This window comes from Nocardia sp. NPDC050435, from assembly GCF_040655395.1.
Classification (GTDB): domain Bacteria; phylum Actinomycetota; class Actinomycetes; order Mycobacteriales; family Mycobacteriaceae; genus Nocardia.
In genome coordinates this window covers 236,733-256,602 of the sequence record NZ_JBFAJW010000013.1, presented here as the reverse complement: position 1 = coordinate 256,602, position 19,870 = coordinate 236,733, and the positions used below count along the sequence as shown (strand labels likewise).

Here is a 19,870-nt window from a genome sequence, read left to right as displayed (position 1 = left end):
CTCAGCGCTTCGAAACGCCCCCGGATTCGGAAGAGTCCGGGGGCGTTCGTGTTCCGGGGGTGATCGCGCGGCGGTAGCGCTCGGCGAGGGTGTGCAGGGCGGCCGACAGTTCGGGGGAATCGAGCACCTCGAAGTCGGCGTCGAGCATGCCCAGGTACAGGGCCAGGCGCAGGGGGTCGTCCGAGCCGGGTGCGAAGGCGCACCGCTGCGCGCCCAGGACTTCGATGTCGACCGGGATCGGCAACCGGGCGCGCACGTGTTCGGCGGAGGCGTGCACGATCACCCGGGCGCGGAAGCGCCAGACCGCTTCGCCCACGCCACGTTCCACCTGGGCGCCGATCTCGCGATCAGGCGGCAGTTCGCGCGGCGTGAAGCGTGGTCCGGCAGGCGTTTTCGGCGTCAGTCGATCGACTCGAAAAGTGCGCCAATCGTTTCGGTCCAGATCCCAGGCCAGCAGGTACCAGCGCTGCCGGTGGTTGACCAGGCGATAGGGCTCGACGCTGCGGCGGCTGCCGGCGCCCGAATGCGCGCGATACTCCAGGCGCAGCCGCTGATGATCCCGGCAGGCCGCGGCGAGGACGGTGAGGATCTCGGGATCGACGAGCGGTTCGCGCGAGGGCACCGGCAGGGTGTGCGAGCCGAAGGCGCTGACCCGATGCCGCAGCCGCGCGGGCAGAATGCGCTGCACCTTGGTCCAGGCGCGCAGCGCCGTCTCCTCGATGCCCGCTATGGAACCGCCCGCGGCCGTGCGCAATCCGATCGCGACCGCGACGGCTTCGTCGTCGTCGAGCAGCAGCGGCGGCAGTGCGCCGCCCACGCCGAGCCGATAGCCCCCGGCCACGCCGGGGCGGGCTTCGACCGGATAGCCGAGGTCGCGCAGCCGCTCCATGTCCTTGCGGACGGTGCGGGTGGTGACGTCGAGGCGTTCGGCCAGTTCTGTACCGGTCCAATCCGGTCTGGCCTGGAGCAGGGAGAGCAGGCGGAGCAGGCGCGCCGAGGTTTCCAGCATTCTTCGATTCCACCTCTAATCGCGGAACGAACCCTTCCGCAATCGATTCTATCGTTGCCGTAACAGCTCGAAAAGCGCTGATAGAACGATCGGAGAAGACGATGTCGACCACAATCCGCCCCTTCCGCCTCGAGGTCCCCCAGGCCGAACTCGACTACCTGCACGACCGGCTGGCCCGGGCCCGCTGGACCCAGCAGCTGCCCGGGACCGGCTGGGAACGCGGCGTGCCGCTGGAGCACCTGCGGGAGCTGGCCGAGTACTGGCGGACCGGATTCGATTGGCGGGCCCAGGAGGCGCGCCTGAACTCCTACTCGCAGTACACCACCGAGATCGACGGGCAGGTCGTCCATTTCCTGCACGTGCGGTCCTCGCGCGCCGACGCGACACCGCTGCTCCTGACGCACGGCTACCCGAGCTCGGTCGCCGAATTCCTGGGCCTGATCGACGACTTGACCGAGCCCCCGGCGGCGGAGCCCGCGTTCCACGTCGTGGTGCCTTCGCTGCCCGGCTACACCCTGTCCACACCGCTGAGCGCGGCCGGCTGGACGATGGGTCGCGCCGCCCGCGCCTGGATCGAGCTGATGCGCCGCCTCGGCTACGACCGGTACGGCGTGCACGGCGGTGACGTGGGCGCCGGCATCTCCGGCATGGTCGCGAGCCTGGACGGCGCGCGCGTCCTCGGCGTGCACGTGGTCACCGACCCGCTCACCGCGGCCAACACCGCGACCTTCCTGCCCGGCATGGCCGATCGGCTCGACGCCGACGATCCGGTCGACAAGCTGATCCTGAGCCGGATGGCCGATTTCCAGCGGGACGGGTCCGGGTATCTCGCCATCCAGAACACCCGCCCGCAGACCATCGGTTACGGACTCGTGGACTCCCCGCTGCTGCAATTGGCCTGGATCGCCGAGAAATTCGAGGAATGGACCGCGCTGCCGATCGAGCGAGATCTGCTGCTGACCACGGTGAGCCTGTATTGGTTCACCGGTTCCGGGGCCGGCGCCGCGCACACCCTCTACGACCAGGCGCACTCCAGCGAGTGGGGCGGCCCCGCCGCGGTGCCGCAGGGCTTCGCCGTGTTCGGCGCGGACGAGACCGTGCGGCGGGTGGTGCCCGCACCCGAGGACGCGCACTGGACCGAGTTCCCGCACGCCCTGCACTTCCCGGCGATGGAAGCACCGGGCGATGTGGTCGCGGACCTGCGAAAGTTCTTCGGCCCCTTGAACTGAGGCCCCGCGGCGGCGCCGGCGCCGGTGGGTGAGAGGCTGGCGACATGTCCCTGCCTGACGAGATCGCCGAGAACATTCGAGACGTCTTCGCCGAGCGGGGTGAGCGCTGGCTGGCCGATCTGCCCGGGTTGATCGAGAACCGTTGCAAGGCTTGGGAACTGGAGGTCGTCGGGGAGCCGTTCGGCGGCGGCACGCACTCCTGGGTCGCGCCGGTGCGGCGGCGCGACGGCAGTGTCGCGGTGCTGAAGATCCCGGTGGTCGACGAGGAGAACATCGGCGAGGCCGCCGGACTGTTCTGCTACGGGGGCGACGGCGCGGCGCGCCTCTACGAGTACGACCCGGACAGCGGTGCGCTGCTGCTGGAATGGGCGCGGCCGGGCGCGCCGCTGCTGGAACAGCCGGGATTCCCCAGCCTCGAGGGGCGACCCGAGAACGTCGACAAGGTCGTGCGGGCCTGCGAGCTGTACCGGCGGCTGCGCCGCGCGCCGATCGGCATCCCCGCGCACTTCCCCGAACTGCCCCTGGCCGCCGACATGGTGCGGCAGTGGGTGGAGATGTTCACCGACCCGGAACCAGCAGTGGCGCAGGTGCTTCCACCGGACCTGCGCACCGCTGCCCTGGACTGGTGCCCGCGCCTGGCGGTCCCGGACGGCCCGCTGCTGGTGGTGAACCGCGACACCCACCTCGGCAATATCGTGGCCGCCGAACGGGAACCGTGGCTGCTCATCGACCCCAAGGCCTACCTGGGCGAGGCCGCCTTCGACGCCGGCTTCCTGATCATGATCCAGGTCCAGAGCGACCCGGCCCCGGCCCACGCCCGCGCCGTCGTCACCCGCACCGCCGCCGCCCTCGGCGTCGACCCCGACCGCGCCCGCGGCTGGGCCTTCCTGCGCGCGATGGAGGAAATCGTCTGGGCCGTCGAAGACGAGGAACCCGACGACCTCACCCTGCACCTCGCCGTCGCCCGCGCGCTGGTCTCGCCTATGGACGCTGCAACTGATCGAAGGTGACGGCGAGAGTCACCGGCTGATCCAAGACCAGGCCGACGCGGTGGACCAGGTGCGGCATGTATCGCATTCCGGACCAATCGAGACGGTATTCCTCGATGCGATCGATCGTCGCCCAGTCCTTCTCGAAGAACACGATCAGGTAGACCGGGATGCCGGCGCGGGCATAGACCTGGCGTTTGATCCCGGTGTCGCTGTCCGCGGTAGTTTTCGAGACGACTTCCGCGATCAGCAGGATGTGGTCTCGCACCGTATTCACGTCGTAGGGTTCGCAATCCCGGACGAAGATGTCCGGGTAACGGACGTTGAGCTGATGATCCCGGCGCGAATCCTCCTTGTCCGGGAATCGGACCGCCACGTCGGTCGCGACCCGCATGCACGGGTCACCCGTCTTGCGGGCTTCCTCCAGGGCCGATGCCAGCCTGCGAACGACGGTGCTGTGCGCCTCGCTCTGTGCCATTGATTGCACGACGAGGCCGTCGACGATCTCGACGTCACCGAAGGTGTGGCTGAAGGCGTCGGGCTCGACGGACAGGAACTCCTCCGCGGTGCAGCGCCTGCCGTCGTCCGGGTTGATCACCGTCACAGGTCAGAGGCTACTCGGTTCAACGGTGCAGGTTGGTGAGGAGTGTGGCGAGGATGGGGGAGGGGCGGGCGTCGCTGCGGACGACGGCGGAGACGGGGATGCGGAGGCGGTGTTCGGTGAGTTCGAGGACGACCAGGCCCTCGGTGGGGCTTTCGGCGTAGAGGACGGTCCAGGCGTCGGGGCGGTTGAGCAGCTCCATGGTGGCGGTGTGGTCGGGCGGGATGGGCGGGCCGTAGGTGGGGCCGGTGGGCAGATCGGCGAAGGCGGCTCGAATGATGTTGTGCAGCAGCACCTGTTCCTGCTCGGGCGGCAGGAGGAGGGGGTAGGGGCTGAGCTCGGCCAGGGTGACGGTCTCGCGGGTGGCCAGCGGGTGCCCGCTGGAGGTCGCGATGACCAGATCCTCGACCCAGAGTTGCTCCACCTCGAGCCCGGGCTGATCCACGCTGCCGCGGATGAGCGCGAGATCGCAGTCCCCGTCGGCGACGGCGGTGATCCGCTGCCGGAACGGTTTGATGACATATTCGATTTCGGCATCGGTGTGCGCGGCGCGGGTGGCCGCGATGGCCGAGAGCGAGCGAGTGGCGAAGGACATGTTGGCGGTCAGCCGGATTCGGGGCCCGCTGGTGCGCACGGTGGCCCGGATGGCAGACTCCAGGCTGAGCATCTGCTTAGCCAGCGGAAGTAGCCGAGTGGTCGCGTCGGTGGGGATGACGGCCCTGGTGGTGCGCTCGAAGAGGGGGACGCCCAGGTCGCGCTCGAGTCGCGCGATCTGATGGCTGATGGCCGACTGCGAGATGAAGCAGCGGACGGCGGCCTTGCTGAAGCTGAGTTCCTCGCAGACCGCGACAAAGTATGCCAGTTGGCGCAGCTCCATCACAAGCTCCCGATTCATGAATGATCCAGATAAGAGTCATCTACATTATGCGCCCTAACACCTGAAATATCTTCGTTCCGTATGACGGTTGGTAATGAGAGAAGGAGGCTGTCATGGAACACGCAGATGTGGTCGTAGTCGGATCGGGATTCGGGGGGCTGGCCGCGGCGAAGCAGTTGGCGAAGTCGGGAATCAACTTCGTGCTCATCTCGAGCACGCCGGAGCACCTTTTCCAGCCGCTGCTGTATCAGGTCGCGACAGGTGTGCTGGCCTCCGAGGAGATCGCGCCACCCATCAAGTCGGTGCTGCGCCGGCACCGCGAGGCCGACGTGCGGCTGGGCAAGGTCGTCGACCTGGACCCCGCTACCGCGGTGCTCACCTACGAGGCGAACGGGGAGCAGCGGCAGATCCGCTACGGCTCGTTGATCGCGGCGACCGGCGCGAGCCAGTCCTATTTCGGCCGTGACGATTTCGCGGACAAGACCTTCGCGCTCAAGACCATCGACGACGCCAAGGCGCTGCGCGCGCAGATCGAGCGTGTCTTCAGCCAGGCCGCGCAGGCCGACGCCGCCACCCGTGCGCGACTATTGAGCTTCGTGGTGGTCGGCGCGGGCGCGACCGGCGTCGAGGTCGCGGGCCAGCTGAAGGAACTCGCGAAAAGGTACTACCACCAAGAGGTTTCGGTGACCCTGGTGGAGGGCGCCGGCGCGGTGCTGCCGCCCTTCGGCGGCGGTCTCTCGGAGTACGCCAAGCGCTCGCTGACCGGTAGCGGCGTCGAGGTGCTGCTGGGCACGTTCGTCACCGACATCGATGCCGGCAAGGTGACGGTCAAGGACGCCGAGGGCGCGGAACGCCTGATCGCCGCGGAGACCGTGGTCTGGTCGGCCGGTGTCCAGGCGGGCGGGTTCGCCAAGCTGCTGGCCGAGCGCACCGGCGTCGAAACCGACCGCGCCGGAAGACTTCTGATCAATCCCGACCTCACCGTCGGCGGCCACGCCGACATCTTCGCCATCGGCGACATGACCTCGCTCAACGGCTACCCCGGCCAGTCGCCGGTCGCCATGCAGGAGGGCCGCCACGCCGCCGACATCATCCGCCGCAAGAAGCTGCCCGGCACCCCGTTCAAGTACTGGGACAAGGGCAGCATGGCCGTGATCAGTCGCTTCAGCGCGGTCGTGAAGCTGAACGACAGCATCACCTTCCGCGGCTTCCTCGCCTGGCTGATGTGGCTGGCCGTGCACCTGATGTACCTGGTCGGTTTCCGCAACCGGTTCGCGGCGGTTGGTTCGTGGCTGGTCGCCTTCATCGGGAGCGGACGGCCCGGCTTCGCGGAGGTGGAGCAGGACCGGAAGGCGTCCGCGCCGGAGTCGCCACGGCTGGCCGCGTGACCGAAGTGACGGTCAGGCAAGCAGAAAGGCGCAGGTAGGACACCATCGCGCGAACCGGGCGCGACCAGTCGGTGAACGGGCGGTGTGATCGGGATCTCGTTCACCTGACCGCCCTCGACATGACACTTCCGGGTTCCTTCGATGCGGTTTGGGCATGGCTGCATAGAGGACATGACTGTTACGTCAGTGCTGACAGCTCCGGCTCCGACGAACCCGGGAGACGAGAAGTCCTCGTACTCGCTGGTCGTGTCCTCCGATGCCGATCACCGCGCGGCGGCCCAGCGACTGCGGTACCAGGTCTTCGCCAACGAGCCCGGTTTCCGGATCCCGGACAACGGTACCGGCCTGGACGCCGACCGCTTCGACGACCACTGCGACCACCTGCTCGTCCGTGACGATCGCAGCGGCGAGTTCGTCGGCTGCTACCGGATGCTGCCGCCGGACAAGGTGAACGCCGCCGGCGGCTACTACACCGCCACCGAATTCGATGTGGCGCAACTGGATCCGGCCGGCCGCCGGATCGTCGAGATGGGCCGGGCCTGCGTGGTGCCCGACCATCGCAACGGCTCGGTGCTCACCCTGATGTGGGCGGGCATCCTGCACTACATCCAGCTCACCGGCTACGAGTGGGTGATGGGCTGCGTGTCGGTGCCCATGCAGGACAGCCCCGCCGATCCGGTCGGGGTGAACGTCCGCGGCGTCCGCGACGTGCTGCTCGGCCGCCACTCGGTCGACCCGGAGTGGCGGGTGCACCCGCTGAACCCGGTGGTCGTCGACGGCAAGACCCTCGACGAGCTGACGCCGCCCAACCGCCCGAAGCTGCCGCCGCTGCTGCGCGGCTACCTGCGGCTGGGCGCGGAGATCTGCGGCGAACCCGCGCACGACCCCGATTTCGCGGTGGCCGACTTCGTCGCCCTGCTCGGGCTCGACACCATCAACACCCGCTACCTGGAACGGCTGCAGAGCGCTGCGGCTTCGCTCGACGGACGGTGAACGCCCATGGTTTTCGACGCCCCGCCCGCGCAAGCGGCGCACGCGTGGATGCCGTCGAGCCCGTGCGGGCCCGGCTGTGTCCAGTCGACCGCTGAGGTCGGCCCGGCCCGGGTGTTCGCCCGGGTCCTCGGAGTCGCGGGCTTGCTGTTCAGCTACCCGCTGCTCAACGCGGCGACGCCGCGCAAGCGGCGCGAGGGCCTGCAGCGCCGCTACGCCCACGCCGTCCTGGACTGCCTGGGCATCGAATTGCGGGTCGTGGACCAGCGCCCCGGCTCGGATCGCGCCCGCTACGCAGCACCGGATGAGGGTGTGCTGATCGTGGCGGGGCACGTCGGCTGGTCCGATGTCGTCGTGATGGCGGCGGTGCAGCCCCTCGGTTTCGTGGCGCGCGCGGACATGCTGGACTGGCCGCTGCTGGGCGGGCTCGCCAGACGACTACGCGTGATCCCGATCGAGCGGGAGCGGTTGCGTGAACTCCCCGGCGTGGTGGCCGAACTCGGCGAGCGACTGGCCACGGGCGACCGGGTGGCGGTCTTCCCGGAGGGCACCACCTGGTGCGGCCGGGCCTACGGCCGGATGCGCCCGGCGCTGTTCCAGGCCGCCGTGAACACCGGCACCTTCGTGCAGCCGATTCGGCTGCGGTATCTGGACCGGCACGGTGCGCAGTGCACCGTCCCGGGTTTCGTGGGCGAGGACACCTTCGCGGATTCCGCCAAGCGGATGCTGCGCTCGCGCGGCATGGTCGCCGAGGTCGTGTTGCTGCCGCAGGAGTATCCCGGCCTGGATCGCCGTGACCTGGCGCGCCGCTGTGAACGCGCGGTGCGCGGCACCGGGCAGTCCCGCCACGGCGCCACGGTGGAGTGGATCGAGGCGAGCGCCACCCGGGTCCAGGACCCGGCGCCCGCCGCGCTGCCGATTCCGGAGCGGCACCCCGCGGATCGGCGTGGCCTGCGCGGGCGCGCAGCCGGCGTGCTGCGGCGCCGCACGCCGGAGTCCGCCGCCGGATAGGCCGCCGGATAGGCCGCCGCAGGGGCGTGTCCGAATGTGACAGATATGCGTCGTTGCGGCGATCGGCGGACCCGCCGATGATGGGTGCATGCCTCTGATCCATCGCGTCGTCATCGCGGTCTTCCCGGATGTCGACCTGCTCGACGTTACCGGGCCCGCCGAGGTCTTCGCGCTGGCGAATCGCGAGGGCGGCGGGCGGGTGCGCTACGAGGTACGCCTGGCCGGCCCCGGCGGCGGGGCGGTGACCACCTCGGCCGGGGTGCGGTTGCTCACGGACGTGTCCTTCGCCGAACTCGACGGCGGTATCGACACGCTGATCGTGCCCGGCGCGGTGGAGATGTCCCCGGCGGGTGCGGTGGCGCTCGTCGATCCCGACGTCGTCGCCTGGCTGACCGATATCGCGCCCCGGGTGCGGCGGCTGGCTTCGGTCTGCGTCGGCGCGCATCTGCTGGCGGCCGCCGGTCTGCTGGACGGGAAGACGGCGACGACGCACTGGTCCACCGCCGGCCAGCTCGCCGCCGAGTATCCGCGGATCACCGTCGACCCCGATCCGATCTTCGTCCGCTCCGGGCGGGTGTGGACGGGGGCCGGGATCAGCGCCTGCCTGGATCTGTCCCTGGCGCTGGTGGCGGAGGATCACGGCGAGGAACTGGCGCTGGCGGTCGCGCGCCAGCTGGTCGTCTACCTGAAGCGGCAGGGCGGGCAGAGCCAGTTCAGCGTGCCGCTCAGCCGGCCGGCCGCTTCCCGCCGCGATATCGACGAACTCCGGCTGTTCATCGCCGAGCACCTCGACGGCGATCTGTCGGTGTCCGCGCTGGCCGCTCGAATGTGCCTGAGCGACCGCCATTTCGCGCGCGTCTTCCGCCAGGAGACGGGCACCGGCATCGCCGCCTATGTGGAGGCGGCGCGGGTCGAAGCCGCCCGGCGACTGCTCGAGACGACCGACCAGCCCTTGGCGGCGGTCGGCGCGAGCGTCGGCCTCGGCTCGGTGGAGACGCTGCACCGCGCCTTCCGCAAGCAGCTCGGCACCAGCCCCGGGGCATACCGCCGCCGGTTCCGCACCATCGCCTGAATCCAGGCCCCCTGTGCCGCAGCCGATTCCGGCTGCGGATCCCCCGAAAGGAATTGTTGTGTCCACTGTTGTGCCCTCGTCCACCCTGCGTACCGTGTCCAGCCTGGACAACCAGCTGCCGCGCCTGGCCGACGCCACCCTGGTCCTGATCGACTTCCAGAACACCTACCGGACCGGTGTGATGGCCCTGACCGGAGCGGAAGAGGCCCTCGCCGCCGGCGCCCGGCTGCTGGCGGCTGCCCGCGCGCTGGGCCGCCCGATCGTGCACATCGTCAACGACGGCGGCGAAGGCACCCCGTACGACATCCGCGCCGAGATCGGCTCGATCAGCACCGAGGTCGCCCCGCGGGCGGGGGAACCGGTCGTCGTCAAGCAGGTCCCGAACGCCTTCTACGGCACCGAGCTGGAGAAGACGCTGCGCGATCTGGGCGCGGGCACCGAACTCGTGCTGTGCGGCTTCATGACGCACATGTGCGTCACTTTCACCGCCGAGGGCGCGTTCAACCGCGGCTACCGCCCCACCGTCGTCGCGGAGGCCACCGCCACCCGATCCCTGCCGACCGTCGACGGTCCCGCGCTCCCGGCGGCCGCGCTGCAAGCCGCCGCCCTGACCACCATCGCCGACCTGTTCGGCCTCGTCGCCCCCACCGTCGACGACCTCACCGCCTGAGCGCGGCGTGCTCGGCTCGGACCGGCAGTCCGAGCCGGCCGCGGGTCACGGCCAGGGCGATCAGCCCGGCGCCGCCCATGACGACGACGTCGATCCACTGGTAGACCTCGTCGAGGGCCGCGGCCTGCAACCCGTAGGCCAGGTTCGCGACGGTGTGGGCGGTGACGACGACCATGACATTGCCGCCCGAGGCGTTGAAGAGCCAGCCCAGCACCAGGGCAAAGCCGGTGGTCGACACGATGTAGAGCGGGAAGTTCGAGTCGTATTGCGCGACAGCGGGATTCCACCACAGCGGAAGATGCCACAGCGACCAGAGCAGGCCCAGCGTCACGTTCGCCGCCCAGACCGGGAGCCGGTCTTGCAGGTGCGGCAGCGCGAAGCCGTGCCAGCCGAATTCCTCGTCGATGCCGCCGCCCAGCACGAAGGTGAACACCGCCAGGGCGGGCAGCGCGAGCAACCCCGAGCGCGCGCCCGCACCGTCCCAGCTCGCGCCCGCCAGCAGGTGCGCGGGCACCACGCCCAGGATCAGCGCGGCCATGCCCGCGGTGGCCACGAGATAGAACCGCGGCGCGGCCCGCCACCGGAAGGCCCGCCGCAGGAACGGCCGGACGCCCTCGGTTGTGCGGGCACAGAGCAGCGCCGCCGCCAAGGGGCCGAGCCCGCCGGGGATCATCAGCACGATCCAGGGCAGGTCCAGCGGCAGGACGCCGCGCTCGATCAGGGCGGCGGGAATCCACCACATCCAGGTGAGTGCCAGTGCCAGCACGAAGAATTCGATGAGGTGCCGTCGTCGTTCCATTCCGCTCCCAGCCTCCCGCCGGATCAGACCCGATGTCTGGGAACGTAATGACCTGGTTCTCAACCGAACTCAGCCCACGGCGCTGAATCCGCGTCATACCGGAGGGGGAGAGCCGCCCTCAGGCCGCGGCGCTGAGCGCCAGGGCTCGGTCCAGCCAGCTCTGGGCCGCGCCGCTGGTGGCGGGGCCGACGAGTTCGGCGGTGAGCGACCAGTAGCGCCGCACCCACGGATTATCGGATGGCGCCGCGCGCAGCAGTGCGGCGCGGAAGGCCGGGGTGTCGACGTGGCCGCGGGCGGCGGCGTGGGCGGCCACGAAGTGGTCCAGAGCCGGCCCCGGGCGCGGGTCCGCTCGCGCGAGGACCAGCGGCGCGACCTGTTCGCCCGCTTCCGCGAGCCCGATCAGCAAGCCGCGCCGGTCCCGCAGATCGAACGGGCGGGCACGCCAAATATTCTGCGACATAGCGGCTTTGGCCTCGGGCCGGGACAGGTGCGCGACGAGTTCGGCGAAGGCGAGCAGCTGCTGGACGGTGGGATCGGCGGGCAGCTCCGGGAGGTTCATCAGCGCGAAGCCGTCGAACATCGCCGGCGCGAGCGGGTGCAGCACCCGCCGCCAGAATTCGATCAGGCGCTGCTCCGCCGCCCGCCGATCCGCCACTGCGGCAAGCATGTCGAGCCGGGTCGGTGCGGGGAAGTCGTGCTCGAGCGCTCGCAGCGTCGCCCGCCGCCAGGCGAGGGCGGCGAATTCGTCGTCCAGCGCGGCTCGTTCGGCGCGGACGGCCGCGGTGACGGGCACGCTGCCGTCGAGCACCGTCGCGATCGCGGGGAGACCGAGCCCGACGCCGCGCAGTCGCCGCAGCAGGCGCAGCTGCGCGAGGGCGGCAGCGTCGAAGGTGCGGTGGCCGCCGGGGCTGCGCCCGCACGCCAGCAGGCCCTCGTCGCAGTAGAACCGGATAGTGCGCACCGGCACTCCGGTGCGGCGCGACGCTTCCCCGATCCCCACCCGTGCTGTGTCTTCGATCACGTTCGCTGGAACCTCCACCCGGCTGGAGTTTCTACGGTACTGCCGACACGCACCCGAAAGGACCGGAGCCGATGATGAACGACGACCAGATCTGGGCGGCGGTGGCCACCGAACGGCGCAGCCTGCACGCCCTGCTGCGCGAACTGCCCGAGGCCGCCTGGGACCATCCCAGTCTGTGCTCGGAATGGCGGGTACGCGACGTCGTCGCGCACGTGAACCTGTCCGCGAACGCCGGGCTGGGCTGGATCCTGCGCGAACTGGTCCGGGCCCGCGGCAGTCTGGACCGCGCGATCCGGGACACCGCCATCCGGCACGCGGACGAAAGCTCGCCGCCGGAACTGCTGGCCGAACTGCACGCCGGGATTTCCGCCCGGACCACGGCGCTGGGCACCAAACCCGCTGACCGCCTGATGGATCTGCTCGTGCACGGCCAGGACATCGCGGTGCCGCTCGGCATCGCCCGGGAAATGCCCGCCGCCGCAGCGGAAGTGGCGCTGCACCGAATCTGGACGACGGGTGCGCCCTTTCATGCCCGCAAGAAGCTGCGGGGCCGGAAGCTGGTCGCCACCGACACCGAATGGACCGCGGGCACGGGACAGACGGTGGCGGCGCCCGTGGCGACACTGCTGATGCTCGTGACCGGACGCGTGGAGGTGGAACACCTCGCCCGGCCCTGAACGCCTTACCGCACCGGGAACGAGCCGCTGCGCCCCCGCGCCGCCAACCGGCCGTCACCCCAGCTCGCGCTGCCGTAGGCGTCGACCTCGATCGAATACTCGCCCACCGCCAGCGGATCCGGCAATCGCACTCGCGCCCACGGTGTTCCGTCGACGATGTCGAGATACATCCGCAGCTCGTGCCGGGTGACGACGAACAGGCGCGCGTACTCGAGCCGGCGCCCGGCGGCGATCTCGTCGTCGGGCGACCAGCGCACGGTGAGCGATCGCCGTGCGGCATCGTGGAATTCGACGGTGACCCGCAGGTGACCGGTGAGCCCGGCCCGGTGCTTCACGGCTCCTCCTCGACCGGCCATACGCTGGAAATATCGTCGAATCCAGGCTGGCACGCGCACCCGCGCAGAGCAAACACGAATCAGTATCGTGATCCGATGCGCACCGTGTACGTCGTCACCCACCCCGAGGCCACCCACCACGTCGAGGATCTGGTGGGCGGCTGGTACGACTCGGAGCTGACCGCCGCGGGTGTGCGGGCGGCGTCGGCGATCGCGGCGGAACTGTCCGCCCGGATCCCCGAACCCGCTGCCGCCGAGCTGTTCTCGTCGGATCTGCGGCGGACCCGGCGCACCGCCGAGATCATCGGCGAGCGCCTCGGCGTGCCGGCGATCCTCGACGCCCGGTTGCGGGAGAAGTCCTACGGTGTGGCCGAGGGGCGGCCGCAGCGCTGGCTGCGAGAGCGTTTCGTGCCCCCGCCCGCACTCGGCGAACGACTCGGCCACGACGAAGGCATCGCGGCGGCGGAGACGATGGCCGACGCGGGCCGGCGCGCGTACGCCGCGATGACGGCGATCCTGGCGCGGGACTGCCGCGAGCAGATCGTGGTGACGCACGGTGGCACAGCGACTTTCGTGATCGCGGCCTGGCTCGCCCTGCCGCTCGAAGCGCTCGGCTATGCCCGATTCCAGGTGGCTTCGGGCAGTATTACCGAACTGCGCGAGGACGATTACTTCCACAACCGTCAGCTCGTCCGCCTGGGCGAGACCGCCCACCTCCCGGCGGAGTAGGTCAGCGCGGCAAGGTCTGATTCAGCTTGCGCAGCAGCACGATCAGGGCTTCGCGCTCCGCGCCGGTCAGTCCGGCGAGCAGGCGCGCCTCGTTGCGCAGGTGCTGTCCCATCGCCGCGTCGATGAGTGCGCGACCGCGATCGGTGAGCTGGATCAGGCGGCCGCGCGCGTCGTCGTCGGCGGCGCGCCGGTGCACCAGCCCGGCTCGCTCGAGCCGGTCCACCCGTTTGGTGACCGCACCCGAGGTCACCATCGTCGACCCGCGCAGTTCCCCGGCGCTGAGTTCGAACGGCGGTCCGGAGCGCCGCAGCGTGGCGAGCACGTCGAATTCACCGCGCGACAGGTCGTACTCGGTGAACACCTTGATGAGCTGATCCTCGAGCGCCCAGTGCAGGCGGCTGATCCGCCCGATCACCTGGATCGGATTCGGGTCGAGATCGGGTCGTTCGCGGCGCCACTGCTGCTCGATGCGATCGATGTCGTCGAGCTCGGTCGAGGTGCGCTCCATGGCCATACATTGACATATTTTCCATGGAAAGTAATCTATCTTCCATGGAAACTAATTTACCGGCGGCGCCATCGGCCACGAGATCCTGGCTGGCTGTCGTCGCGATCACGGCAAGCCTGTTCGTCTTCGTCACCACCGAGCTGATGCCGGTGGGCCTGCTCACCCCGGTCAGCGCCAGCCTGAGCATCTCGGTCGGCGTAGCCGGTCTGATGGTCACGCTCTACGGCCTGTCCGCCGGGCTGGGCGTGCCGTTCATCGTGGCCTGGACCCGGCGCGTCGACCGGCGCGTGCTCTTGACCGCGCTGCTGGCGATCCTGGCCCTGGGCAACCTGATCACCGCGCTCTCGCCGAGCTACCCGCTCGTGCTCGCGGTGCGCCTGATCATGGGTTTCGCCAACGGCGTGTTCTGGGCCATCGGCGTCAGCATGGCGATGCGGGTGGTACCGCAGCGGCACGCGAGCCGCGCCGCGGCGGTCGCGCTGTCCGGCATCTCGATCGCCACCGTGCTGGGCATCCCGCTCGGCACCTTCCTGGAAAGCCTGACCAGCTGGCGCACCACCTTCCTGATCTGGAGCGCGCTGAGCGCGGTGGTACTGGTGGCGGTAGCCGTCCTCGTGCCCGCGCTGCCCTCGCAGAACGCGGTCTCGGTGGCCGAGGTGCTGCGGCTGCCGCTGCGCAATGTGCGGTTGCGGCTGGTGATGGTCGCCGTCACGCTCTACGTGCTCGGTCACTTCGGCGCGTACACCTTCGTGCGGCCGTTCCTGGAGCAGAACTCCTCGGCCACACCGGCCTTCATCGCCGCCCTGCTGATCATCTACGGCCTCGGCGGCGCGGCCGGGAACTTCCTCGCCGGGTACACCGTCACCAAGAATCTGCGCGGCACGTTCATCGTGGCGTGCGCGGGCCTGGTGGTGGCGCTGCTGCTGTTGCTCACGATCGGGCAGACGCCCGCCGGTGCGACCGTCGCTCTCGCGCTGTGGGGCCTGTCCTTCGGTGCGGCGAACTTGTCCCAGATCAACCTGATGCTCGACGCCGCGCCCGACACCTTCGAGGCGGCCATGTCGATCAACACCCTCGGCTACAACACCTCCATCGCGGTCGGCGCGCTCGTCGGCGGCGTGTTCGCCGATCGGGTGGGTGTGACGGGCGCGGTCTGGTTCGGTGTGGCGCTGATGGCCGCGGCGCTGCTGGTCACCCTCGCGGCCCGGCGGAAGACCGCGCGCGAGGTCCCCGAGGTGCTGGCCCCGACCGGATAATCTCGATGCTGATTCGTCCGGCGATACAGCTGCGAGGAGGGTCATGACCGGGGACAAGCTCGCGCGTTTCCGGGCCTCGCCCTACTTCCCGGCGAGCGTGCTCGTCCTCATCCTGACCGCGGCGGCCGCGCTCTTCGCCGGCTCCTACACCTACGCGATGGCCAAGCCGACGCCGCGGAATGTGCCGATCGCGGTGGTGAACCCGCAGGGCGACAGCGAAGTCCGGGAATTCCTCGGCGCCCTGAACCGGAATCTGAACGGAGCGCTGGACGCGCAGGAGTTCGGCGACCGCGCCGGGGCGCTGACCGCGCTGGAGAGCCAGCGGGTCTTCGCGATCGTCGAGAAACGCCCCGCCGGGGTGGGCGTGGACGTCGCCGGTGCGTCCGGAGCCTCGGTCGCCGAGCTGCTGACCCAGCAGGCGCTGGCCGCCGGCGCGGCCACCCGGGTGCCGACCGCGGTGACCGATCTGGTGCCGCTGCAACCCGGCGATCCGCGCGGGCTCGGCATGTTCTACATCACCCTCGCCGCCATCATCGTCGGCTTCGTCGGCGCGATCCAGCTCAACGTGCACGCGGGCGGCCTCCCCCCGGCGGTCCGCGTCGCCTTCATCGCGGCCTACGCGCTCTGCGGCGGGTTCGCGATCACCGCCACCGTGGACTGGGCACTGGGCGCGCTGTCGCTGGTCTTCCCGGAGTCCGGGCTGATCCTGGCCCTGACGATGTTCACCGCGGGCATGGTCTTCACCATGTTCAACACCCTGTTCGGACGCTGGGCCATGGTCCCGACCTGGGTCATCCTGGTCCTGCTCGGCAACCCCTCCTCCGGCGGCGCGGTCTCCTGGCCCCTGCTGCCCTCGGTCCTGGCCTTCCTCGGCCAATGGCTCCCGCCGGGCGCCTCGATCGAGGCCCAGCACACCGCCGTCTACTTCCACGACCACCAGCGCTGGTTCCCGTTCCTGGTCCTGGCCGGCTGGTCGCTCCTCACCTCCACGATCTATCTCTTCGCCGAACGCCGCAAACTCGCGAAGGCCGCCGACACGCCCACAATCGGACCTCTATTGCCAGGCGAGTCGGGTGGGGTCGGTGTGGGTGGGGCCGGGCGGGAATAAGTCGCGCGTCCCGGCGGCTAGACTTTTACGGTCATGAAGTCGGCTCTATCGGGCGGTGCTGCGCCCAAGACGGTCTACCTCGATCACGCGGCCACCACTCCGATGCTGCCTGCCGCGATCGAGGCGATGAGCGCTGCGCTGGCGCAGACCGGGAACGCCTCGTCGCTGCACGGGTCCGGGCGCGCGGCCCGGCGGACGCTGGAGGAGGCGCGGGAGTCGATCGCCGCGGACCTGGGCGCCCGGCCCTCGGAGGTCATCTTCACCTCCGGCGGGACCGAGAGCGACAATCTGGCGGTCAAGGGAATCTACTGGGCGCGGCGCGACGCCGAGCCGCGGCGCACCCGGATCATCAGTTCTTCGGTCGAGCACCACGCGGTGCTGGACGCGATCGAGTGGTTGGAGCAGCACGAGGGCGCGCAGGTGACCTGGCTGCCGGTGGACGCCGACGGTGTGGTGGCGCCGCGCGTCCTGCGCGACGCGCTGGCCGAGCATGCCGACGACGTCGCGCTGGTCACCGTCATGTGGGCGAACAACGAGGTCGGCACCATCCAGCCGATCGCGGAATTGGCCGCGGTGGCACAGGAATTCGGTGTGCCGATGCACAGCGACGCGGTTCAGGCGGCGGCGCAGCTGCCCATCGATTTCGCGGCGAGCGGCCTGTCGGCGGCGAGTTTCGCCGGTCACAAGATCGGCGGCCCGCACGGCGTCGGGGTGCTGCTGCTAGGCCGGCAGGTGGCCTGCGTGCCGCTGCAGCACGGCGGCGGGCACGAGCGGGACCTGCGCTCGGGCACCTCCGACACCGCGGCCGCGGTCGGCTTCGCCACCGCGCTGCGCCAGGCGGTCACCGAATTGCCCGCGCGAGCAGGAGAATTGGCCGCGCTGCGCGACGATCTGATCGAGCGGGTCGGGGCCCTGGTGCCCGAGGCCGTGCTCAACGGCCCCGTCGGCGCGCGCCGCCTGCCCGGCAACGCGCATTTCCGCTTCCCGGGCTGCGAAGGCGATTCGCTGCTGATGCTGCTGGACGCCGCCGGGATCGAATGCTCGACCGGCTCGGCGTGCAACGCGGGCGTGGCCGAGCCCAGTCACGTGTTGATCGCCATGGGCGTGGAGCCCTGGCAGGCGCGCGGTTCGCTGCGCTTCTCGTTGGGGCACACCTCGACGCGCGCCGATGTCGATGCCCTGGTGCGGGTCCTGCCCCAGGTGGTGGAGCGAGCCAGAGCAGCTGGTCTTGCCGGTGCGAAAGGTGGTGTGTGATGCGGGTACTCGCGGCGATGAGCGGTGGTGTGGATTCGGCCGTGGCGGCCGCACGCGCCGTCGACGCCGGACACGAAGTGGTGGGCGTGCACTTGGCGCTGTCGGCGTCGCCGGGCACGCTGCGCACCGGTTCGCGCGGCTGCTGCTCCAAGGAGGACGCGGGTGACGCGCGCCGCGCCGCCGACGTGCTCGGCATCCCGTTCTACGTCTGGGATTTCGCGGACCGGTTCAAGGAAGACGTGATCGACGATTTCGTCGCGGCCTACGCGGCGGGGGAGACCCCGAACCCGTGCCTGCGCTGCAACGAGAAGATCAAGTTCTCGGCGCTGGCGGACCGGGCGGTGGCGCTCGGCTTCGACGCGGTGGTCACCGGCCACTACGCCCGGCTGGAGGACGGCGTGCTGCGCCGGGCCGTCGACGCCGACAAGGATCAGTCCTATGTGCTCGCGGTGCTGACCGCAGGCCAGCTCGCGCGGGCCATGTTCCCGGTGGGCGACACCCCCAAGCCGCGGATCCGCGAGGAGGCCGCCGAGCGCGGGCTCGCCGTCGCGAACAAGCCCGACTCGCACGACATCTGCTTCATTCCCTCGGGTGACACCCGCGCGTTCCTAGGCGCCAAGATCGGCATCCGCCCCGGCGCGGTGGTCGACGCCGACGGCACCAAGCTCGCCGAACACGAAGGCGTGCACGGGTTCACGATCGGTCAGCGCAAGGGCCTGGGGCTGCCCGGGCCGGGCGCCGACGGCAAGCCGCGCTATGTCACCGGCATCGACCCCGAATCCGGCACCGTCCGGGTGGGTTCGGCCGCGGATCTCGAGGTGTGGACGGTGCTGGCCGACCGGGCCATCTGGACCTCCGGGGTCGCCCCGACCGGTCCGATCGAGTGCGTCGCGCAGGTGCGCGCGCACGGCGGCATCGCCCCCGCGGTCGCGGAGGCCGAGGGTGCGGGCCTGATCGTCCGGCTGCGCGAGCCGCTGACCGGCGTCGCCAAGGGGCAGGCCGTCGTGCTGTACCGCCCGGACGCCGCGGGCGACGAGGTGATCGGCAGCGGCACCATCAGCGGCACCGAGCGGGCGAACGCTCCGGTCGACGCCGAAACCGGCGCTGCCGCACAGTGATCCGGCTTGCCGGGCCGCGACGGTCTGGCGGTTACCCCCGGGCGTGCCGATCGGCGTGCCCGTCCATGCGGATCTCGGATAGGGCGTTGTGAGCGAAACTGGAACCGACCTGGCCGCGCGGCTGCTGCCCGGCGGTGTGGCGACGGCGGTCGGATCCTGGCCGGGAACCGACCCGCGCGAGGCCGCGGCGACGATCGTGGGGGAGTTGCCCGCGCTGGCGCATCTGGTCGAATTGCCCGCGCGCGGCGTGGGTGCGGACCTGATCGGCCGGATGTCGGCGCTGCTGGTGGACCTGCGGTTCGACACCACCACGCGCGGGTACCGGCTCGCGCCCCGGCCGGGCGCGGCATCGCGACGGGCGCACGATCTGCTGCGCGCCGATCTCGACGCGCTCGAAGAGGTATGGGAGACAACGGGTTCGGCGGGCACCGGCCGGGTGATCAAGGTGCAGGCCGCCGGGCCGCTGACGCTGGCGGCGCAGGTGGAGCTGCCGGGTGGGCATCGCATTCTCACCGATTCCGGTGCGGTGCGCGATCTTTCGGAATCCCTGGCCGAGGGGCTGGCCACCCATGTCGCCGAGGTGCGTAAGCGGCTCGGCGCGGAAGTCGTTCTGCAACTGGACGAGCCCTCGCTGACCGACGTGCTGAACGGCTCCCTGCGGGGCGTGAGCGTGCTCAACACAGTGCGAGCGGTGCCCGAACCCGAAGCGCTGGCGGTGCTCGACGCCGTGATCACCGCGCAGTCCGCGCCGGTGCTGGTGCACACCTGCGCCGCTCCGCCCGCGATCGGTTTCCTGCGCGGCAGCGCGGCCGCCGCGGTCGGTTTCGATCTCGCCACCATCGGCACCCGCGATCTGGACCGGATCGGCGAAACCCTGGACGCCGGAAAGCAATTGGTGCTGGGCGTGGTGCCCACCGCCGCACCGGCCGTCCCGCCGGCCTGGCGCGAGATCGCCGAGCCCGCGGTGCGCCTGGTCGACCGCCTGGGCTTCCCCCGGCGCACGCTCGCCACCCAGATCCTGTTGAGCCCGGCCTGCGGCCTGGCCGGCGCGACTCTGCCGTGGGCGCGGCGGGCACTGGATCTGGCCACCGAGACCGCCCGCGCGTTCGCCGACGATCCGGAGTCGCTGAGCTTCGGATGAACCGGGCGAATCGGTCGACGCACAGCCTCTGACGTGCCCGAATGTGTCGGTGGGGTGCACTAGTGTTCGTAGGGTGAGCGACAGTGTG

At 70.5% G+C, this 19,870-nt stretch carries 21 protein-coding genes; 14 read left to right on the top strand and 7 right to left on the bottom strand.

The annotated features are described in order from the left end of the window. Position 1: 1 nt before the first annotated feature. Positions 2–1,009 (bottom strand): YafY family protein, encoded by a 1,008-nt coding sequence (locus tag AB0I43_RS34485; RefSeq protein ID WP_356977858.1) that lies wholly within the window; start codon positions 1,007–1,009, stop codon positions 2–4. 101 nt (positions 1,010–1,110) lie between these two features. Between AB0I43_RS34485 and AB0I43_RS34480 the strand changes: the two genes are divergently transcribed. Both AB0I43_RS34480 and AB0I43_RS34475 read left to right on the top strand, forming a co-directional pair. Beyond that, positions 1,111–2,238: an epoxide hydrolase family protein gene (locus tag AB0I43_RS34480; protein ID WP_356977856.1), complete on the top strand. Its 1,128-nt coding sequence runs from the start codon at positions 1,111–1,113 to the stop codon at positions 2,236–2,238. A 44-nt stretch (positions 2,239–2,282) separates the two neighbouring features. After that, entirely contained in the window at positions 2,283–3,248 is a 966-nt protein-coding gene (locus AB0I43_RS34475; RefSeq protein ID WP_356977855.1) for an aminoglycoside phosphotransferase family protein, read from the top strand. Here the strand turns inward: AB0I43_RS34475 and AB0I43_RS34470 are convergent. Next, positions 3,220–3,831, bottom strand: a complete 612-nt coding sequence (locus AB0I43_RS34470; RefSeq protein WP_356977853.1) for a Uma2 family endonuclease — start codon at positions 3,829–3,831, stop codon at positions 3,220–3,222. The genes AB0I43_RS34475 and AB0I43_RS34470 overlap by 29 nt on opposite strands. A gap of 19 nt (positions 3,832–3,850) precedes the next feature. Beyond that, positions 3,851–4,705 (bottom strand): LysR family transcriptional regulator, encoded by an 855-nt coding sequence (locus AB0I43_RS34465; RefSeq protein ID WP_356977968.1) that lies wholly within the window; start codon positions 4,703–4,705, stop codon positions 3,851–3,853. Positions 4,706–4,818: 113 nt separating this feature from the next. On the opposite strand from AB0I43_RS34465, the gene AB0I43_RS34460 reads away from it, so the two are divergent. The 5 genes from AB0I43_RS34460 (at position 4,819) to AB0I43_RS34440 (ending at position 9,836) form a co-directional block, all read left to right on the top strand. Further along, positions 4,819–6,093 carry an NAD(P)/FAD-dependent oxidoreductase gene (locus AB0I43_RS34460; protein ID WP_356977851.1) on the top strand — a complete coding sequence of 425 codons (1,275 nt, stop codon included), beginning with the start codon at positions 4,819–4,821 and terminating at the stop codon, positions 6,091–6,093. Between the two features lie 171 nt (positions 6,094–6,264). Then, a complete protein-coding gene (locus tag AB0I43_RS34455; RefSeq protein WP_356977850.1) occupies positions 6,265–7,086 on the top strand; it encodes a GNAT family N-acyltransferase in 822 nt (273 codons plus the stop codon). Between the two features lie 6 nt (positions 7,087–7,092). After that, on the top strand, positions 7,093–8,094 hold the full coding sequence (locus AB0I43_RS34450; protein WP_356977848.1) for a lysophospholipid acyltransferase family protein: 1,002 nt from the start codon (positions 7,093–7,095) through the stop codon (positions 8,092–8,094). A gap of 88 nt (positions 8,095–8,182) precedes the next feature. Then, on the top strand, positions 8,183–9,166 hold the full coding sequence (locus AB0I43_RS34445) for a helix-turn-helix domain-containing protein (RefSeq protein ID WP_356977846.1): 984 nt from the start codon (positions 8,183–8,185) through the stop codon (positions 9,164–9,166). 70 nt (positions 9,167–9,236) lie between these two features. Continuing rightward, positions 9,237–9,836: an isochorismatase family protein gene (locus AB0I43_RS34440; RefSeq protein WP_356977966.1), complete on the top strand. Its 600-nt coding sequence runs from the start codon at positions 9,237–9,239 to the stop codon at positions 9,834–9,836. Here the strand turns inward: AB0I43_RS34440 and AB0I43_RS34435 are convergent. Continuing rightward, a complete protein-coding gene (locus tag AB0I43_RS34435) occupies positions 9,826–10,635 on the bottom strand; it encodes a type II CAAX endopeptidase family protein (RefSeq protein WP_356977844.1) in 810 nt (269 codons plus the stop codon). The two genes, AB0I43_RS34440 and AB0I43_RS34435, sit on opposite strands and share 11 nt — an antisense overlap. Positions 10,636–10,753: 118 nt before the next feature. Next, entirely contained in the window at positions 10,754–11,656 is a 903-nt protein-coding gene (locus AB0I43_RS34430; protein WP_356977843.1) for a MerR family transcriptional regulator, read from the bottom strand. A 71-nt stretch (positions 11,657–11,727) separates the two neighbouring features. Between AB0I43_RS34430 and AB0I43_RS34425 the strand changes: the two genes are divergently transcribed. Then, positions 11,728–12,333, top strand: a complete 606-nt coding sequence (locus tag AB0I43_RS34425; RefSeq protein ID WP_356977841.1) for a maleylpyruvate isomerase family mycothiol-dependent enzyme — start codon at positions 11,728–11,730, stop codon at positions 12,331–12,333. 5 nt (positions 12,334–12,338) lie between these two features. Here AB0I43_RS34425 and AB0I43_RS34420 read toward each other — a convergent pair whose 3' ends face one another. Beyond that, positions 12,339–12,668: a hypothetical protein gene (locus tag AB0I43_RS34420; protein ID WP_356977840.1), complete on the bottom strand. Its 330-nt coding sequence runs from the start codon at positions 12,666–12,668 to the stop codon at positions 12,339–12,341. Positions 12,669–12,764: 96 nt separating this feature from the next. Between AB0I43_RS34420 and AB0I43_RS34415 the strand changes: the two genes are divergently transcribed. Further along, positions 12,765–13,397 carry a histidine phosphatase family protein gene (locus AB0I43_RS34415; protein ID WP_356977839.1) on the top strand — a complete coding sequence of 211 codons (633 nt, stop codon included), beginning with the start codon at positions 12,765–12,767 and terminating at the stop codon, positions 13,395–13,397. Between the two features lies 1 nt (position 13,398). Here AB0I43_RS34415 and AB0I43_RS34410 read toward each other — a convergent pair whose 3' ends face one another. Further along, complete coding sequence (locus AB0I43_RS34410) at positions 13,399–13,905, bottom strand: MarR family transcriptional regulator (protein ID WP_356977837.1); 507 nt, start codon at positions 13,903–13,905, stop codon at positions 13,399–13,401. A 44-nt stretch (positions 13,906–13,949) separates the two neighbouring features. Here AB0I43_RS34410 and AB0I43_RS34405 point away from each other — a divergent pair, with 44 nt between their 5' ends. The 5 genes from AB0I43_RS34405 to AB0I43_RS34385 all read left to right on the top strand — a co-directional run bounded on the left by AB0I43_RS34405 (position 13,950) and on the right by AB0I43_RS34385 (position 19,782). Then, entirely contained in the window at positions 13,950–15,161 is a 1,212-nt protein-coding gene (locus tag AB0I43_RS34405; RefSeq protein WP_356977835.1) for an MFS transporter, read from the top strand. A gap of 43 nt (positions 15,162–15,204) precedes the next feature. Next, entirely contained in the window at positions 15,205–16,269 is a 1,065-nt protein-coding gene (locus AB0I43_RS34400; protein ID WP_356977833.1) for an ABC transporter permease, read from the top strand. A gap of 33 nt (positions 16,270–16,302) precedes the next feature. Continuing rightward, positions 16,303–17,523: a cysteine desulfurase family protein gene (locus tag AB0I43_RS34395; protein WP_356977832.1), complete on the top strand. Its 1,221-nt coding sequence runs from the start codon at positions 16,303–16,305 to the stop codon at positions 17,521–17,523. Next, positions 17,523–18,641: a tRNA 2-thiouridine(34) synthase MnmA gene (mnmA, locus tag AB0I43_RS34390; RefSeq protein ID WP_356977830.1), complete on the top strand. Its 1,119-nt coding sequence runs from the start codon at positions 17,523–17,525 to the stop codon at positions 18,639–18,641. The genes AB0I43_RS34395 and mnmA overlap by 1 nt, the downstream gene beginning before the upstream one ends. A 109-nt stretch (positions 18,642–18,750) precedes the next feature. Then, the gene (locus tag AB0I43_RS34385; protein WP_356977964.1) at positions 18,751–19,782 is read left to right on the top strand and encodes a methionine synthase; all 1,032 of its coding nucleotides are present in this window, start codon (positions 18,751–18,753) and stop codon (positions 19,780–19,782) included. The last annotated feature ends 88 nt before the right edge of the window (positions 19,783–19,870 follow it).

Excerpts from the sequence above, each read along its gene's own strand:
- AB0I43_RS34435 (WP_356977844.1), bottom strand. The coding sequence starts at position 10,635 with ATGGAACGACGACGGCACCTCATCGAATTCTTCGTGCTGGCACTGGCA.
- AB0I43_RS34450 (WP_356977848.1), top strand. The coding sequence starts at position 7,093 with ATGGTTTTCGACGCCCCGCCCGCGCAAGCGGCGCACGCGTGGATGCCG.
- AB0I43_RS34480 (WP_356977856.1), top strand. The coding sequence starts at position 1,111 with ATGTCGACCACAATCCGCCCCTTCCGCCTCGAGGTCCCCCAGGCCGAA.
- AB0I43_RS34410 (WP_356977837.1), bottom strand. The coding sequence starts at position 13,905 with ATGGAGCGCACCTCGACCGAGCTCGACGACATCGATCGCATCGAGCAG.
- AB0I43_RS34460 (WP_356977851.1), top strand. The coding sequence starts at position 4,819 with ATGGAACACGCAGATGTGGTCGTAGTCGGATCGGGATTCGGGGGGCTG.
- AB0I43_RS34400 (WP_356977833.1), top strand. The coding sequence starts at position 15,205 with ATGACCGGGGACAAGCTCGCGCGTTTCCGGGCCTCGCCCTACTTCCCG.
- AB0I43_RS34465 (WP_356977968.1), bottom strand. The coding sequence starts at position 4,705 with ATGGAGCTGCGCCAACTGGCATACTTTGTCGCGGTCTGCGAGGAACTC.
- mnmA (WP_356977830.1), top strand. The coding sequence starts at position 17,523 with ATGCGGGTACTCGCGGCGATGAGCGGTGGTGTGGATTCGGCCGTGGCG.
- AB0I43_RS34415 (WP_356977839.1), top strand. The coding sequence starts at position 12,765 with ATGCGCACCGTGTACGTCGTCACCCACCCCGAGGCCACCCACCACGTC.
- AB0I43_RS34485 (WP_356977858.1), bottom strand. The coding sequence starts at position 1,009 with ATGCTGGAAACCTCGGCGCGCCTGCTCCGCCTGCTCTCCCTGCTCCAG.
- AB0I43_RS34425 (WP_356977841.1), top strand. The coding sequence starts at position 11,728 with ATGATGAACGACGACCAGATCTGGGCGGCGGTGGCCACCGAACGGCGC.
- AB0I43_RS34445 (WP_356977846.1), top strand. The coding sequence starts at position 8,183 with ATGCCTCTGATCCATCGCGTCGTCATCGCGGTCTTCCCGGATGTCGAC.
- AB0I43_RS34395 (WP_356977832.1), top strand. The coding sequence starts at position 16,303 with ATGAAGTCGGCTCTATCGGGCGGTGCTGCGCCCAAGACGGTCTACCTC.
- AB0I43_RS34405 (WP_356977835.1), top strand. The coding sequence starts at position 13,950 with ATGGAAACTAATTTACCGGCGGCGCCATCGGCCACGAGATCCTGGCTG.
- AB0I43_RS34455 (WP_356977850.1), top strand. The coding sequence starts at position 6,265 with ATGACTGTTACGTCAGTGCTGACAGCTCCGGCTCCGACGAACCCGGGA.
- AB0I43_RS34475 (WP_356977855.1), top strand. The coding sequence starts at position 2,283 with ATGTCCCTGCCTGACGAGATCGCCGAGAACATTCGAGACGTCTTCGCC.